8 protein-coding genes are annotated in these 17,929 nt (G+C 37.7%); 7 read left to right on the forward strand and 1 reads right to left on the reverse strand.

The genetic code is table 11. The annotated features are described in order from the left end of the window. Positions 1 to 2 precede the first annotated feature (2 nt). Positions 3 to 7,145 (forward strand): leucine-rich repeat domain-containing protein, encoded by a 7,143-nt coding sequence (locus CD03_RS0127125; protein ID WP_197041702.1) that lies wholly within the window; start codon positions 3 to 5, stop codon positions 7,143 to 7,145. A 68-nt stretch (positions 7,146 to 7,213) separates the two neighbouring features. Here CD03_RS0127125 and CD03_RS0127130 read toward each other — a convergent pair whose 3' ends face one another. Then, positions 7,214 to 10,054, reverse strand: coding sequence for an N-acetylmuramoyl-L-alanine amidase family protein (locus CD03_RS0127130; RefSeq protein ID WP_027296313.1), 2,841 nt, complete (start codon positions 10,052 to 10,054; stop codon positions 7,214 to 7,216). A gap of 619 nt (positions 10,055 to 10,673) precedes the next feature. On the opposite strand from CD03_RS0127130, the gene CD03_RS0127135 reads away from it, so the two are divergent. The 6 genes from CD03_RS0127135 (at position 10,674) to CD03_RS0127165 (ending at position 17,920) form a co-directional block, all read left to right on the forward strand. Beyond that, positions 10,674 to 11,372, forward strand: coding sequence for a LytR/AlgR family response regulator transcription factor (locus CD03_RS0127135; RefSeq protein ID WP_027296314.1), 699 nt, complete (start codon positions 10,674 to 10,676; stop codon positions 11,370 to 11,372). 18 nt (positions 11,373 to 11,390) lie between these two features. Then, the gene (locus tag CD03_RS0127140; RefSeq protein WP_027296315.1) at positions 11,391 to 12,731 is read left to right on the forward strand and encodes a sensor histidine kinase; all 1,341 of its coding nucleotides are present in this window, start codon (positions 11,391 to 11,393) and stop codon (positions 12,729 to 12,731) included. A gap of 406 nt (positions 12,732 to 13,137) precedes the next feature. Next, the gene (locus CD03_RS0127145) at positions 13,138 to 14,202 is read left to right on the forward strand and encodes an NAD(P)-dependent alcohol dehydrogenase (RefSeq protein WP_242849161.1); all 1,065 of its coding nucleotides are present in this window, start codon (positions 13,138 to 13,140) and stop codon (positions 14,200 to 14,202) included. Positions 14,203 to 14,337: 135 nt separating this feature from the next. Then, on the forward strand, positions 14,338 to 15,366 hold the full coding sequence (locus tag CD03_RS0127155; protein WP_027296317.1) for a zinc-dependent alcohol dehydrogenase family protein: 1,029 nt from the start codon (positions 14,338 to 14,340) through the stop codon (positions 15,364 to 15,366). Between the two features lie 77 nt (positions 15,367 to 15,443). Beyond that, positions 15,444 to 16,949, forward strand: coding sequence for a sugar ABC transporter ATP-binding protein (locus tag CD03_RS0127160; RefSeq protein WP_027296318.1), 1,506 nt, complete (start codon positions 15,444 to 15,446; stop codon positions 16,947 to 16,949). Further along, positions 16,946 to 17,920: an ABC transporter permease gene (locus tag CD03_RS0127165; RefSeq protein ID WP_027296319.1), complete on the forward strand. Its 975-nt coding sequence runs from the start codon at positions 16,946 to 16,948 to the stop codon at positions 17,918 to 17,920. The genes CD03_RS0127160 and CD03_RS0127165 overlap by 4 nt, the downstream gene beginning before the upstream one ends. The last annotated feature ends 9 nt before the right edge of the window (positions 17,921 to 17,929 follow it).

Raw genomic sequence — 17,929 nt, forward strand, 5'->3', positions numbered from 1 at the left:
TTATGAAAAGAAAACCAGGAAAAATTATTATAGCAGCTACATTAATATTTGCGATGTGTATGCCGGAAACCGCCTACGCAGTCAACAAAAGAGTACCGGAGATATCAGTTGAATCTGTGACAGAGAAGGAAAAGATAATAGAAAAGGAAAATGAAACGCAAACAACAGAGAAAAAGGATAAGGAGGGGGAACAGGATAAGAGGGAACAAGATAAGAGGGAACAAGATAAGAAGGAACAGACAGGGGATGATGCTCTGAAAATTATTTTTACAGATGAAATAAAGGGAGAATTTGACAAGGGAAAGCTTATCATTACAGGTACTGGAAAGATACCTGATTACGAAAAAGGAAGTTCGCCACTGAAAGAAGTTATGAAAAATATAACCTCCATACAGGTAGGGGAGGGTATTACAGAAATAGGGAATTATGTGTTTGCTGATTGTGTTAATGCAGAGAAGGTTGAACTTCCAAAAACACTTGTTGCCATAGGTAATTATTCTTTCGCTTATAACGTAGCCCTAAAAGAAATAAATTTTCCTGAAAATGTGGCAGAGATCGGAGCAGGGGCATTTTTTAATGGGATTAACCTCAGCAATACGGAATACCCCATAAGTCTAAAAACAGTAGGCGAAGCAGCTTTTTACAATTGTTATCATAACAAGACAGCCACAGATCAGGAAATTAAAATTGGTGCTGAAGCATTCTATTTATGCCGGAATCAAGTTGTTTTTACCCCGGATAAAGCATACTTTTTGGAAAATGGAAGCCGGGTACTATTTGGAAATATATACAAGGCAGCTGCAGATTTGGCAATAAAGCTGGATAGTGAAGAGACTGGGAAGGTTTTATCACAATTGGAGGTGGAATATAATCAGACGTTTGAAACTGTTAATGACTATTTTGACTATCTTATAGAACTTGAGCAATATGGAATAAAAATAAGTTACAGACTGGAAGTACTGCAGAGTGTGAATGAGTCTCATAAGGAAACCGAGTCTGAGTCAGAGAGCGAAACAACAACAGTTACAGAACGCCAGGAAATAGAATCTAATAACGAAACGAATTCAGAAGTAAAATTAGAAGCTGATTCAAAAGGAAATTCAAAAGCTGATTCAGAATCTCTCTCAGAAGCTGATCCAGAAAACAAAACGCAAACGAACACACAAGCCAATTCGAAACAAACAAAGAGTAAAAAGCAACTTATTCAATTTTCAGAGAACATAAGGGGTGAATTCCTGGATGGAGTACTTACGGTAACCGGGAAAGGAAATCTCCCTGATTTATCAATGTATACCCAAAACCCCATCGATGATATAAAGGCTGAAATTGAAACTATTATTATAGAAGAAGGAATAACTGCTATAGGTGATTTTACATTTCGTAATTGTTTAAATGCAGAGATACTGCGATTGCCGGATTCTTTAAAAGTTATTGGTAAATATGCTTTTGCTGACAATTACTGTCTTTCAAAAGTACGGTTTCCCGGCAATCTTGAAGTTATCAAAGAGGGAGCGTTTAGTAAGAATATTAATCTTCAGGCAGAGAGTTTTCCAGGTTCTATGCAGAAAATAGAAGGGTATGCATTTTACAACTGTTTTAAGGTCAGAGAAAAGGATGCAGAAGGTAAAGGAATTAAGATAAATCAAGATGCATTTTTCCAGTATCCAAGCTATGTAAAGCTTGAAATTCAATCATATGGAAAAACAGATTCCAGAGGAAATCGCAACTATGTTGGAAGCCTGTATTACAATGCCCTGCAGATGTCTAAGGAATTACAGGATTCTGAAATTCAGGATATCCTGAAAAAGCGCAGTGATAAATCTGGAAAGAAATACAAAGATCTCAAAAGTTATTATGACGATTACATTAAGAAGAATTATCCGGAAGCAAATATCAAATTTAATGTTTCTATTGTAGATAAAAACAATGGTTTAAAAAATGCTATTTCTCCTTTTGCAGCTACAACCAGAAGTGCATCAACACAGGCAGAACTGGAAACTGCAATTAGACAGTCCGGCAGTGGTGATATTATCAATATTTCCAAAAATATGACATTAAAAAATGTTGTTATCACAAATAAAAATATTACGATTAGGGCAGCCGGCGGCAACCGGACAATCACGCCTGCCAATGGAAACAATGTTACTGCATTTATTATAAATGGTAACAGCAAAGTAACATTTGCAGCAACGGGAACCCATCTGGCATCCAACGGCTCCGTGGCAGATAATAAACTATATATCGGTGCAAGTGCGTCAAAAGGGACTGGAAACTGTATCAATTCCAGTAATATCATAGTTCAGGGAACGGCTAGAACTACAATCAACAGTAACGTTCTTGTGCGCAACAGCCGCTATCATACCGTATATGGAGATCCAAATACAACTATAGTATTGAATGGTGGAAGCATTATGAATACGAAAGAGATCACAGCTGTAAACGGCGGTGGAAATACCTTTGGAATTGGATCTTACGGAACCATTCTGATTAAAAATGGCAAAATTTATTGTGAAAGTTCAAATCGGAAAATGCAGTATGGACAGGGCGTCCACTCCAATGGTGGTACGATAGAAGTCACTGGAGGAAGTATTTATAACTGTATCGTTGGTATTGGGGTTAATCATGGAAATGGTGCAAACGGTGGTAATAAAGAGGATGCATATGCTAATTTTAGCGGCGGATATATCTATAATAATGATATTGGTATTCAAATAAATAACTCTATGGCAGACATTAGTTCAGTATATGTTGGATTAACATCATATGCAAATGCGGACACTTATAAAGTTTCCTCTAATGCGTCCTATGGAATATCCATATCCAACAAATCAGAAGTATGGATAGAATCCGCAGGTAGGATTTACCATACAGGGAATGAAGCCATACACAATGAAGGGACATTGGATATTACAAGCAATACAAATGGTAATAGAACTAAAATATGGGGGAATGCATCATATGGTATCCGCAATACACTTACAGGTTATGTATACCTTTATGGTGTCAATATTGATGGCGCTAAGACAGGTATTTTAAATGAGAATACCAAAAAAGATAGCTGTATGATGGAAAATTCACCTTTTTCAACGAAAGGCACGGTGATACAAAATTGTACGTTACGAGGTGTTATGAATAACGGTAATATGGCAATTGTTACAACAGACTATGGTCTGGGCAACCGGGTAGAGATTATTAATAATGGAGGGGGAGATAAAGGTGGTGGAATTTATAATAATACTGGCAGAACCTGCTTGTTAGATGCACAAAGTGGAGATGCAGACTCTATCCGAATTAATTCTAATAAAGGAAATTATGGTGGCGGTATTTATAATGATGGTACAATAACGATGAAGGGCACTGCTTCTGTTTCGGGAAATACAGCATCAGCAAGTGGCGGCGCTATATATAACAATAATAGATTAATTATGAATGGCGGAAGGATATTGAATAATATTGCTGCGACTTACGGCGGCGGTATAATGAATAAAAATACCCTGAATGTTACCGGGGGCGAGATCGGGGGAAACCGGGCAGCTGCTAACAGTGGCGGTGGAATATGTAATGATGGCGGCACCCAGGGAGTTGCTACAGTCTTAACCATATCAAATGGTAAAATATATGGTAATACTTCCAATAAAGGATCCGGAATTGAACAGCATGGTGCATATAATCCCAAAATGACTGTAAAAGGCGGGTGGATATATGGAAATGCTGGCGGCTATGGGATACATAATGACGCCGGAACAGTAGAAGTGAAAGATGGAGCAGGTATGGGATTCTCATCATGGACAAGCAGTACCTCCTTTACACCAAGTAATAATGGAGAGGGAAATATCTATAATAAGGGAAATCTCACCGTTCAGGGAAGTGCAAATGCATGGATTTGTCTAGCTAGTACAACTAATTTTAATATAAATAATGTAGGAATTTGTACGATTAATTCATCAGGAAATTTGCCGGTTATAACAGGGAAGTCCACTCATGCAATAGATAATTCAGGACAAATGTCAATAGAGAAAGTTCTGGTTTTAAATGCACAAGCCGGAATTTACAATAGTAAGAATATAAATATAAATGGTGGAGGAATTTACGGATGCACTGCTTATGGGGTATACAATACAGTTTCCGGAATCGTAAATATGGGGAACGCAGATATCCATGATAATAAAAACTACGGGACGGGGGCAGGGGTTTATAATCTAGGTACCTATACTATGACATCAGGATTTATTCGTAATAATACTTCATCAGGCGGCGGCGGTGTGCAAAACAATGGGATATTCAAATTGAATGGGGGAGAGATTAAAGATAATAGCTCAGGCAGATTAGGCGGAGGTGTCAGGAATGATGGGACATTTACCATGACTGGTGGAGGCATTAATGGAAATACCGCAGCCAACGGAGGCGGCGGTATCTTTAGCGGAAGAAATAATGAACTGACCATATCTGGAGGTACCATAAAAAATAATAAAGTTTCCGCTGGGAATGGCGGCGGAATCTATACCGATACCCATGATACGAAGACATTAAGTCTCACAAATACAACGATAACGGGTAATGCAGCTACAGGAGGTAATGGAGGTGGAATATATTACAATGCCAATGTTACATTAGAAAGTAATAATATTAACAGCAATACAGCAGTGACTGGTGGCGGCATTGTCTTCGGAGGACCTGTGAATACGATGAAATCAGGTTCTATATCTAATAATACAGCCCTTTCCTGGGGTGGAGGTATCCAGGTGTTGTCAGGTAATACACTGGTATTAAATGATGCATCTATTTATGGAAATACTGCTCCCGGTGATGGAGGGATAAACAATGATGGATCAATCCGAATGACTGGGGGAACGATCCATAGTAATAAATGTAAAGCCGGCAATACCGGTGGCGGTATCAGGCTTGGAAATGCTGCTGCATCCTTTACAATGACCGGAGGCAGAATCTATGGAAATAGCGGGTATGGAATTGTTAATATGTTAGGTACTGTAAATTTGGAGAATGCTTCATCTTCCAGTAATGGATGGTCTTTAATCGGATTCGAAAAATTTGAAAATGCATCGGGTGGACTTACTCAGGCACAGGCAGAATCTAAACAAAATTCAATCGGTGCAATTTACAATGCAGACCGATTAAACATTAAAGGCAGGTCACGTATATACAGTGGCGTCACCTATGGAATTTATAACCGTGGTAAATTAAATATGTTTAGCGGTGCAAATTGTACATTATCTGGTAATTCTGATGTTGGAATTTATAATGGAAGCACTGGTACAATGACAATGGGTGAGGAAAATCAGATCTGGCTTGCAAAAACAGGGTTGAAAAACGAAGGAACTGCAACTTTGAACGGTGGCACTATCACAGAAAATACAAAAAGGGGATTAGAGAATGCAGGAACCTTTAATCTATATTCCGGAGGTATCTTACATAACGGCAAAGAAATTACATCCAAATTCTTTCCCAATGGAGTCACCGGAGCTCATGAGATGGGTAATAGTATATATCAAAATGGTATTTTAAATGTAAAGGGAAATCCAAATGTGACACAGGATATATTTTTAACACCGAATCATTTCATTACTGTGGAGAATACGTGCGAAGCGGCTTTTATTACATCCATGAAGGAAGAGGATACTTTTAAAGGCAGAATATTGGCTAACTACAAATTCAATACAGAAAAGCAAACAGGAAAGTATTCTTTGGAGGCTGATACGAAAGAATTCGCAGACGCAAAGGGAATCGTGATTGATGATCAGACCGGTGTAGATAGGGACTATCCGTATCAGGTATTATTGGATGGTAAAAGAGTTCTGATTAATTATCTGCCGAATGGGGGAACAGGGAAGATGGCAGGGGATGTTGTGCCGTTAGAGGCTGATTATACATTGCGGGAGAATGAGTTTGTGTTTAATAGCCATTCATATGCGGGATGGGACCCAGAATCAAATAAACAATCATCTGATATTCGTTTTCTGCCAGGACAGATTGTGGTACCAGCCACAACTTTTCCAAATTATATAAAAATAACAAGCAAAAAACATCTTATAAATAAGAAATCTCAACATGTATCTGTATCAGCGTTAGTAAAGGCATACGGAAAACCTGTTTCAAGAGTTTTAAATGACGTTGACTATGATTACCAATTGGATTTAAATGCTATTTGGAATGAAGCTCCAATAATAGAGACTACAGTATTAGAATTTTATGAAGGTGAAGTTGTAAAAAAAGATCAGTTGATGGAGGAGATTTATTTATCAGAGAATGGTGCCACTGACAAGGAAGATGGAATAAAAATCAAAAGTATGGAATATTATCCACACCTTCTTGATGATAATGTAAAAATTGTAGGTATTGAATATTTTCCGATACAAAATGGTTACAAACCTAATCAAAGTAATATAATATTTGCTGAGAATATGCCAGACGAGTATTTCTTAGATACTTACGATAAAAAGGGAATGATACAGGATGAAGAAGTTAGGCATAAGCTGACATTCAAGGTCGAAGACAGTACAGGAAATAGCACAACAAGAGAAAGTGATATTAGAATATTATATAACAATTATCCAACTTTAAAAGTACCGGAGAATCTTTTTATGACAACAGAAGAGCTTAGAAGGAAACCATTAATGATGAATGATTTGCAAAATTATGCAAAAGCAAATGATATTGAAGATGATGCAGCAAAGAATCAGGGTTTGACTGATGCAGATGGAAATTATATTAATATTCAGGATAAAGTAAAGATTTTATACATCCAAAATGAATCGAGCAATATCATACAGCCAGAGCTTATTCAAGATGTAGGAGAGTATTTTATTACTTACTCAGTGAAAGACCGTTTTGGTAAAGAAACGCAGAAAACTATGAAACTAACTGTTTTAGAGCCAGCACAGTTAACAGCAAGTAATGTTGAATACGTAAGGTTTATATCCCTACAACATTTGGATACACTGGATAAATATTCGAAATGGAATAAAGATGAACTCAAAGCCATTCTAAAAAATGAAACTTCTGTTGAAACGAACACTTATACTCATGAACAGATCCTAAAAATAAAAGAGCTGATGCAGGGATTGAAGAATAAGAACGATTTTGAATATGCTATAAAGGTTATAAAAGAACAGTATATGAATAAATAGTAATTGTGAAGAACATCCCGCTCGATGATAGGGCGGGATGTTTTTGTGTATATTGGGAAGAGTAAGTGTTATTTTATTAATACTTTTGATGTTTTGCTATAAGGACCAAAAATTTTTTTTCTACCTATTTTTTTGTAAGCGCGTATTTTAATATAATAAATTTTATTTGAGGATAAATGATTAATCGTTTTTGAAGTTCCGCTAAAATTAGTAGTTTTTTTGTTTTTAAATGTTCTGCTTAGTGAATAAGTGAATTGATATCCACTGGAAGAAAAAGCTTTTTTTATTCGTAAAGATAATGATTTTTTTTTGTAACAGCTTAAGCTGCGTATGGTAGGAGCTTTTGGTGCAATGTAGAAATTCAAATTTTTCGTTCCATAATAATTTCTTTTTCCCTTGATAATGATCGATGCTTTGCCTGGCTTTTTATTGTTTTTATAATTGATGCTATAATCTGCATTCATTTTGAGCAGTTTGTTGTTTAGTATAAGCTTAATTGATGGCTTTTGTGATCTTCCATTATAGGTTCTCTGCTTGATGGAGGATGTTATCGCTTTTGAGATATTCTTACGTAATAGTTTAGGAATAATAATCAGATCTGTTTTACCACAAATACTGCAGGTTCTGGTTTTATTACCTGTGCGAACATAAGTAGCCTGACGTTTTATTTTCCAATTACCATATTTGTGAGGGAGTCGTTGGATGTCCTCGTACTGTATTAGTTGTGTGCATATGTTACAGGTTAATAATTTTTTTCCATTTGACTGACAAGTTGGTTGTCGGTTTATAATCCATTTACCAGGACGATGCGATGATTTATTAATAATCTGCTGTTCACTGGTATGACATAAATGACATGTATGCATTTTTATTCCTTGTGATGTGCAGTTTGGTTCGGTTAATATGATCCAGTCATTAAACTGATGTTGTAATTTAGATAAAGTCCGTGTTTCTATATGGTTACACTTTAAGCAAGTATGGGATTGTGAACCTCCTTTCGTGCAAGTCGCGGCAATCGTATCTTGCCAAGGACCAAAGGAATGACTTAGGCTGTCACATATAATTTCTCCAGTATTAGTGTTTAAGTAGTAAATCTTATTATCATAAGTTAGTTCTGCTTCTTTATAAATAGAATGATCAGTTTTGATAAAATAAAGTTTATTATCAATAGATTCAATTCCAGAGTTAGTTAACATTTTTCCAGTGTCAGTGAAAAAATAATATGTCTTTCCATCAGCATCTTGGAATCCAGTTTTCATTATATGGTCTTCACCGAAATAGTATTTGTATTGATTAATCTGTTGCAAACCAACTACTAAATTTCCGCTTATATCATAGTAATATTTTTTATTATTACAAAGATACCAATTTTCAATACGAGATACGGCTTTCTCATAGTCAACGATAACGGGGGTCTCCGTATCTATTTGGGTTCCTCCATTTTCATTTATGTTAGTGGTTAAAAAGTCTTTAAGAAAACCATTTTTTATTTTATCAGTTTCCACATACAATTTGCTGCCACGGGCAAGACGATCAAATGCACTCTGTGATAATTTTATTGGAGATGAAAATTGTAATATAAACTCTATGGGGATTTGAGTTTCTTCAAAAGCATAAGAGTAAATATTATTTACAGTAGCTGGAATATTAATCATTTTTGTATGAGTTATTCCATTAAAAGCAAAACTGGAAATAGATTTCACTCCATATGGAATGCAGTATTCATCTAATGGATATGAAGCAGGGTATACTACTAACATATATTCATTTTCATTTTTAAAAAATAGAATTCCATTTTCATCATATAGTATAGGATTACCTTTTTCTACAAATATTTGTTTTAGGGTGAAGCAATTAAATGTAACATATTTTGGACTAAGATTGGTAAGAGTCTTGGGGTACATAATCGTTTCAATACTATGCATTTCGTAAAAGGCATAGTCCTTAATAGTAGTAACCTTAGTTAATGTAATGGTTTTTAAGAACGCATTATTATAAAAAGCATCTTCTTCTACACTGAGAACACTTTCCGGTGAAGTATAGGAGTCATTTTGATACATTGCCGGGTAAAGAATTAGTCTGGTACCATCTTTGGATAAAAGTGCGCCATCTTCTACTTTGTAATATTGGTTTCCTTCTGCTACGGTAATGAGTTCAAGTTTATGGAGTGTATGATCTTCATCAAAATGCACCAATGAAGCCGGAAGATCAATCCTTCTGGCGGCAGCTTTTGACAATGCCCCATTATGAATATAAGTAACACCTTCTGGAATGGAAATAGTACCGGAAATGCCTGTTAATTTACTACTTTTACCAATTTCAGTAACTGAATATTCCACGTTTTTATAACTTGCAGTCCAAGGTTTGGAAGTATCCCCATAGATAAAGTTACCGTTGGGATCACTCTGGGCTTTATCTATTAGCATAGCAGTTGGTTTCTCACCGACGGTTAAAATCTGATATATGCCAAAAGTGGTACTGAAAGTATCTCCAACCTGCGCTGGCTGCTCGGATTGTGAGAATATAATATCAGAGGAGGCTTGAATATTATTTTCTGATTCCCCTGATGTTTTAACATGATCAGATCTGCTATCACTGCTATTCGGCTCGGTTAAGGATTCTGTAATTTCGGCTTCGTCAGTTGCAATTAATTCATTTTCAACGGTAATTTCAGAAACAGAAGATGCTTTTTCTGTTTCTGATAGATGCTTGTTTATTTGTTTTTGAAATTCAACAGGTACATCAAATTCATCAGTGTCAATTTTAACAGGAATTTCTGATTCAATAGGATTCTCCACTTGGGACGCTTCTGATTCCACATGATCAGAAGCAGCAAATGCAATATTGGATATCCCCAATGAGATTGTTATAGTTATTGTTAAGATCTTTGTAAATAACTTGACTTTCATAATTTTACTCCCTTCATACAGAAACCATGAACGGTTTCCGAAATCTATATTATGGACAACAATTTAAAATGCTTTACGGCATAGAAAATCTTCAGTATATGCTATATATTATCTTATTGTGGGATTTTAATATTAATAAGAATTCCTTTATAAATCTAAAGAATAAAAAGGAATAGATCAAAAGACAAATATGATTAAGTTAGCTGTGTAAGCTTTTTCTTATGTAAGACGAATAACGTGGTTCATTCTAAATAAAATTGTGGATATTAATTATTAATATGATATTACCAACTTTGCAATGTGTGAGCGGGAGTGCAATGGGATAAATAACATATTTATATTGTTTTTATTATACATGAAAAGACATAAGGTAATCAATCATTTTCTATCAAAAATTTCAGCTGATTTTCCGGAAGTATTTTTACCTGCTTAGCTTCCTTAGGATTATGCATTTTAATAATTATATTATTTTCTATAGCTGCAATATAGCTTAGTGATCCTGAAAGGTTCTTCTGCCATACGTTAATCCAAAGTCCCGGTATCTTGTGCTTTTGTTCTTGTATCTTTGAAGGGAAGCTATTATACTGGAATTAACAAAAATGGAAGGCAGGAATACAAAATGCTTAAGGTAGCTGTTTGCGATGATGAGAAATTAATCGTTCAGCAGATTAGAGATTATATAAAGAATTTCCGGATGTTATGTCTGGTGGATGCCTATGAGAGCGGGGAAGAATTGCTTAGGGGGCATAAGGTATATGATGTTATTTTCCTTGACATCGATATGAAAGGGATCAATGGAATTAAAACCGCGCAGAAGATAAGAAGCTACGATAAAAAGGTGAAAATTATCTATGTAACAGGATATGATGATTACCGGAATTATGCTTTCTCAGTACATGCTTTTGCGTATCTGATTAAACCGGTAAGCCGGGAAAATATTCACAGGCAGTTGGAAGAGGTTGTGGCATATACGGCGGAGGAGGAGCCGGAGCAGATGCTGCGGTTTGAGACGGAAGATGGGGTACATGAGATAAATGTGAAGGATATTTATTATTTTGAGTATGCTGACCGGAAAATACTGATCAGGACGAAAGCAGGAGTTTTACGGATGCATGGCAGTATAACGTCAATGGCAGTAAAGATGGAATCGTATGGTTTTTATATGCCTCATAAAAGTTTTTCTGTTAATTTGTTTTATGTCAAGACGATTAAAGGCTACGATATTCATATGATGGATGGAAGTATGATTCCCCTTTCACAGAAGAAGTCCGTGGAGTTTAGGGAAAAGTTGAGCCATTATATGGCTAACCGTATTTGATGGAGGGCAGTATAAAAAATGGCTACTTTAAATGTGGTATTGGGAATTATGGAATTGAGCGTGATGATTTATTGTGCATATTATTTTATGAGCCATATTGAACGGAATATTTACAGGGCAAAATGGTGGTATATAGCAGCATTCTTTGTTTATGGTATGATTATTATTTTAGGTGTGATATTTAGAAGTACTAGTTTAAGCATGGTCTCGGGAATTTTGTATCTGGCGGTGATGGGGCACTTTTTATTTAACAGTAATATGCTGTATATTGTCTATTATGCTATGTTTACACTGATAGGAGTTTTGGGACAGTCGGCTATTTTGAATCTGTCTGCACTGTTTATTCCTTCCATGGATATAAACAGCGCTCTTTTAATGGCGAATATTGCGTTGATGCTAAAAATAGTGCTGTATCTTTTACTAACAAAATTCATGGTGTTTTTTGTGAACAGGAAGAAGATAAATAAAATTAATAAATGGCAACTGATCAGTATGTATATGGTGCCGGTATGGAGTGTCATATTTCTGCTCTCATTGGTTCAGGTAGGAGCAGTTTATATCCAGTTGTATGGGATTACTGTCATTGCGGTTAACATCGTGCTGCTTTTGATTCTGGATGTTTATTTTATTTATCTGGGCGGATATATTTCCAAATCTAATGAATTGGAAAAAGAGCTGCAATTGTATCATCAGCAGAATGAACTGCAATACAAATACTATGGGGATCTGGAGAAGAAATATCAGGATTCCCGGAAGGTATTGCATGATATGAAGAACCATCTCATAGCTGTGGAGCAGCTGTACCATATGCAGGAGTCAGATGCAGGGAATACTTATGTGAAGGATATGCATCATATGTTAAATGTCCTGGGAGAGCGGTTTTATACCAATCATAAAATGTTAAATATTATTTTGAATGACAAATTGAGTAATGCAGAACGGGATGGAATTGATACAGCGGTTGAAATAGGTGAGGTCAGTCTGGAATTTATGAAGGATATTGATGTGACAACCGTGTTTGCTAATCTGCTGGATAATGCAATTGAAGCAGCCAAAAGAGTGGGTGAACACCCGTATATACGAATTAAGATGAATTATTTTAATGAATTTGTTGTTATTAGTATTCGCAATTCACTTCTGGCTGAGGGAGCATTGATTTCAGCCCAAAGCGGTGAGACGCATAGAAGCCGCCATATTCCTAAAGGGAGCCACCATAACCGTAAAGGGAGCCGCCACATGGGATATGGGCTGCAAAATGTAAAGAAAACCCTGGAAAAATATAACGGAACAGTGCAGACAGGAAGCTCCGACTGCGAATTTCAGGTAAATATAACATTGCCAAAACCGGAAAGGAGATAAGACACTAAATCTGCTGGAAATGGATAGGGAATGGAGAGAGAGAAGGGCGGCAAATCTTGAATGGTTTGCAGGATTCTTCACAATTTCATAAAAGGGCGGATGCCGGGTAATCACTTTTGTGGTGCCCGGCTTTTGTTTTGTTGAATTCTTCCGTTAAGTGCTGGGAATTACCCTGATAAATAGTGGATTTACCAAACTGCCACACAGAAAAAAGGCGGACTTTTTATTTTTTGGATATTTTGCTTGACAAATGACAAAAACTTTTGTAAAATATATTTAAAATAACTTTTGGAAAATATATTTACAAAAGATATTTCAAAACTAAACGGATAATGATGCGTCATAATAAGACGCGTCTAAAGCGGAAATGATGCCAGCAAAATGATATGAACAGATAGGAGGAATTATGGAGCAAATGGAGCAAATGGAGAAAAGGATGAAGGCAGCTTATATGGACGGAACATTTCAGATCATATACCGTGACATTGAGAAACCAGAGCCGGAAGAAAATGAAGTTTTGGTCCGAATTGAATATGTAGGAATCTGTGGATCAGATGTTCATTTTTACGAAAATGGAAGAATTGGAGATTTTGTTGTTGACGGACCATTTATCCTGGGACATGAAGCGGCAGGCATAGTAGTGGAAACAGGAAGTAAAGTTACTGATTTGAAAAAAGGAGACAGGGTGGCACTGGAGCCAGGTATTACCTGCGGAAAATGTGAATTTTGTAAGACAGGAAGATATAATCTGTGCCCGGACGTAAAGTTCTTTGCAACCCCGCCTTATCATGGGGTACTGACAGAATATGTGGCACATCCTTCTGATATGTGCTTCAAGCTGCCGGAGAAGGTGTCCACAAAAGAAGGAGCATTGGTAGAACCTCTGGCTGTAGGGCTTCATGCCGCAGCACAGGGAGAGGTTGAGCTTGGGGACAGCGTGGTGATACTTGGGGGCGGATGCATCGGACTGGTGACATTACTTGCATGTAAAGCCAGAGGTGCAGCAAATGTAATTGTTGTGGATATGCTTCAGAAACGTTTGGAATATGCAAAGAAACTGGGTGCAAACCATACGGTTAATGCGAAAGAGATGAACGTAGAAAAGGAATTGGAACGGCTTTTAGACGGAAAAGGGGCAGATGTTGTTATAGAAACGGCAGGTGCGGTAAAGACCATACAGCAGACACCGGAAATGGCAAAAAGAGGCGGTACGATTGTACTGGTAGGAATGGCGCCCCAGGATGTCATAGCATATGATTTTGCAAAAATAATGGCGAAAGAACTGAATATTAAGTCCGTATTCCGCTATCGAAATCTGTATCCGGTAGCAATCGCGGCAATTGCAGACGGGAAAATTGATGTTGGACAGATTGCAACGCATGAATTTGATTTTAATAATGTTAAATTGGCATTTGACACTGTGATTGATAATGCACAGGATGTTGTAAAAGGGGTAATTAAGGTTTCCTGACCTGTTTTAAAAGCCGGATCGCTGGATATTACAAATGATAAATATCAGCAGCAGAGCTATCCAGAGAGGTGCAGGAGGCGGCAGTAGAAACAGGCAGCAAATAGAAGTGTGTAAACCAGAATGGGAGGAAAACCAATGAAAGCAGTAGTGTACAGTGAACCAAGAAAATTTTCAGTCACAGAAATTCCAAAACCGGAGGTAAAAGAAAACCAGGTACTGATTAAAGTAAAATCCTGCGGGATATGCAGAACAGATGCCCATATTCATGAAGGGGAATTTATAGCCAGATTTCCACTGACACCGGGACATGAATTTGCAGGTGAGATTGTGGAAACGGGATGTGCCGTGAAGGGATTTACAGTGGGGGACAGGGTGACGGGAGATAATACCGTATTATGCGGAGAATGCTATTATTGTAGAAGAAATATGCCGTTATTCTGTGAAAATTTTTACTCACTGGGATGCAATGGACCCGGTGGTTTTGCAGAGTATGTGGTGGTAAATTATGATAAGGTTTTTCCAATCAGTGACAAACTTAGCTTTGATGAAGCCTGTTTCGCTGAACCACTCGCCTGCGCCATCCATGGCATGGATGTGATTGATGTCCAGTGCGGTGATGATGTCCTGATTTTTGGAGCTGGCCCCACCGGAATATTATTAACCCAATTGATACACCAGGGAGGAGCTGCAAATGTGGTAGTCTGTGCATCCTCAAAGGCAAAGCTGGATCTGATTGAGAAAAATGGTTATGCCAAAACAGTTTTGATGGACAGGAATGACTATAGTGTTCACACAGAGCAGCTGAATCAGATGTTTCCGAAAGGATTTGATGTGGTAATCGATGCAACCGGGGTACCGGCAGTACTTGAACAATGCCTGAATTTTCCTAAGGCAAAAGGGAAAATCGTGGTTTATGGAGTTGCCGGAAATGAGGATACAATCCGAATAAAGCCTTATCAGATATTTGAAAAAGAATTAAAATTAATAGGATCTTTTGCCCAGACACATTGTTTTGACCGGGCTGTTAAATTTATGGAAGAGGGCATTGTTAAAGTGGATGACCTGGCAAGCCATCATTATTCCCTGGATGATTTCGATAAAGCAATGGATCAGATGTTAAATGGCAGAGGACAGATGAAAATTATTATTCATCCAAATGAATAGAGCGATTTTGACGGCTTGTGGCTACCAGCAGGAGAAATCAGGCTGAATTATGCAAAAAGAGGAGGGATTACTTCTTCATGGCAAATGAAATTATTCTGGAAATGAAGAATATTACAAAAGAGTTTCCCGGGGTGAAAGCACTTGATAATGTAAAGCTGACACTGAAAAAAGGTGAGGTACATGCACTGATGGGGGAAAATGGTGCAGGAAAATCTACCTTAATGAAAATTTTGTGCGGTGCTTATACTAATGATAAAGGAAACATCTCTGTAAAAGGAAAAGAGGTGAGCTTCCATTCCACAAAAGATGCAATTGATCATGGAATTACGATGATCTATCAGGAACTGAACCTGGTTCCTGAAATGACAATTGCAGAAAACATCTTTCTTGGAAGGGAAAGCAGCAGGGCAAAATGCCTGATAAATAAATCCGAGATGAATCGGAAAGCAAAGGAACTGCTGGATGAGCTTGGAATGTCCGTGTCACCCAAGATGATTTTAGGAGAATTGACCGTTGCCGGACAGCAGATGATTGAAATTGCAAAAGCAGTTTCCTATCACTCCGATGTTATGATCATGGATGAACCAACCTCTGCAATTTCGGAAAAAGAGGTAGAACAGCTATTTCGCATTATCCGATCACTAACGGAAAAAGGCGTAGCTATCGTATATATATCACATAAAATGGACGAAATATTTCAGATTGCCGATACCATAACCATTTTAAGGGATGGACAATGGGTTTTATCAAAGCCGGCTTCAGAGTTAGATGACGGACTGTTGATTCAGGGAATGGTTGGACGCGAGCTTGGTGACTATTATCCGAAAAAGGCTGCGAAAATTGGGGAAACAGTATTTAAAGTAGAGGGGCTGGATGATGGAAGACTAATCCGGGATATTTCCTTTGATGTAAAAGCAGGTGAAGTTTTAGGATTTGCGGGTTTAATGGGGGCAGGCAGAACAGAAACAGCAGAGATGGTATTCGGACTCCGAAAGAAAAAACAGGGGACGCTATACCTGGAAGGAAAAAAGATCAAGGTCGTTAATCCCAATCAGGCGGTAAAAGAAGGAATTGCATATGTGCCGGAAGACCGGAAGCTCAGAGGTCTGAATTTAATTGGCAGTGTAAAGGACAATATTGTAATATCCGATCTGAAGAGACTGAATAAGAATTTATTTTTGAACACCAGAAAGCTGAATAAAGTAGCGGATGAACAGATTAAGCTGCTGTCAATCAAGACACCTGACAGGGAGGCACTTGCCCTGAACCTGTCAGGAGGAAACCAGCAGAAGATTGTTTTTGTAAAATGGCTGCTGACGAATCCGAAAGTGCTGATATTGGATGAACCAACGAGAGGGATTGATATTGGAGCAAAAACGGAAATTTATGAACTGATCAACCAACTGGCGGCAAAAGGAATTGCAGTTATCATGATTTCATCAGAGATGCCGGAAGTGCTTGGAATCAGTGACCGGATACTGGTATTTAGTGAGGGGCGGATTACCGGAGAGCTAAAGAGAGAGGAATTCAGTCAGGAATTGGTTATGCAGTATGCAACGCCACACAAGGAGGGACAGGAATGACAGAGAAAACCGCAAATCAAATGACAAAACGGTTAAATGGCAAAGATCTATTTAATAAATATGGTATTCTGATGGTGTTTTTAATTCTATTTGTGCTTTTAACACTAATTACCAATACCTTTTTTACATCCAGAAACCTGATCAATGTATTAAAGCAGGTGTCAATTAACGGTATTATTTCTGTGGGAATGATGTGCGTACTGTTGACAGGAGGCATTGATTTGTCCGTTGGATCAATCGTGGCACTATCGGGTATTGTAGCCACGACCTTTGCCCATCCGGGAGAATATCCCGTGATTGTACCCATTATCCTTGGGGTTCTGGCAGGAGCAGCCTGTGGTGTAGTAAACGGTACACTGGTAGCATTTTTAAACCTTCCGGCATTTATTGCCACCCTTGGAATGCTGTCTGTCGCATCGGGAGTTGCGTTGGTTTTAAGCAAAGGACGTCCAATCAGTAATCTGAGTGAACAGTTCCGTTACATTGGAGGGGGAACAATACTGGGGCTCCCTATATTGATCTACATATTAGCAGCAGTATTTCTGATTGGGTATCTGATATTATCCTGGACAAAATTTGGGCGGTATTTATATGCTATCGGTGGAAATGAAGATGCTGCGAAAGCATCTGGATTAAGTGTAGCAAGAATTAAACTATTTGTATATATGATTTCCGGAATCTGTGCAGGGCTGGCCGGAACTGTACTGGCATCCCGTATCAATGCAGGCCAGCCAAATTCAGGAGAAGGCTATGAACTGGATGCCATAGCGGCAGTCGTAATCGGAGGCACCAGTTTAAACGGAGGAATAGGAAAAGTGTCAGGGACAATCCTTGGAGTATTGATTGTGGGGGTTATCAATAACGGTATGGACCTACTGAACATTTCTTCCTATTATCAAAAGATTGTCAAGGGGTCTATTATTGTACTGGCTGTACTATTAGACCGCATAACAAAAAATAAAAACAAATAAAAAGGAGAT

It is taken from the genome of Robinsoniella sp. KNHs210 (genome assembly GCF_000686105.1).
Lineage (GTDB): Bacteria > Bacillota > Clostridia > Lachnospirales > Lachnospiraceae > Robinsoniella > Robinsoniella peoriensis.

Bases quoted from the DNA above. Each gene is read 5' to 3' on its own strand.
- CD03_RS0127130 (WP_027296313.1), bottom strand. From the start codon at position 10,054: ATGAAAGTCAAGTTATTTACAAAGATCTTAACAATAACTATAACAATC.
- CD03_RS0127155 (WP_027296317.1), top strand. From the start codon at position 14,338: ATGAAAGCAGTAGTGTACAGTGAACCAAGAAAATTTTCAGTCACAGAA.
- CD03_RS0127145 (WP_242849161.1), top strand. From the start codon at position 13,138: ATGGAGCAAATGGAGCAAATGGAGAAAAGGATGAAGGCAGCTTATATG.
- CD03_RS0127140 (WP_027296315.1), top strand. From the start codon at position 11,391: ATGGCTACTTTAAATGTGGTATTGGGAATTATGGAATTGAGCGTGATG.
- CD03_RS0127135 (WP_027296314.1), top strand. From the start codon at position 10,674: ATGCTTAAGGTAGCTGTTTGCGATGATGAGAAATTAATCGTTCAGCAG.
- CD03_RS0127165 (WP_027296319.1), top strand. From the start codon at position 16,946: ATGACAGAGAAAACCGCAAATCAAATGACAAAACGGTTAAATGGCAAA.
- CD03_RS0127160 (WP_027296318.1), top strand. From the start codon at position 15,444: ATGGCAAATGAAATTATTCTGGAAATGAAGAATATTACAAAAGAGTTT.
- CD03_RS0127125 (WP_197041702.1), top strand. From the start codon at position 3: ATGAAAAGAAAACCAGGAAAAATTATTATAGCAGCTACATTAATATTT.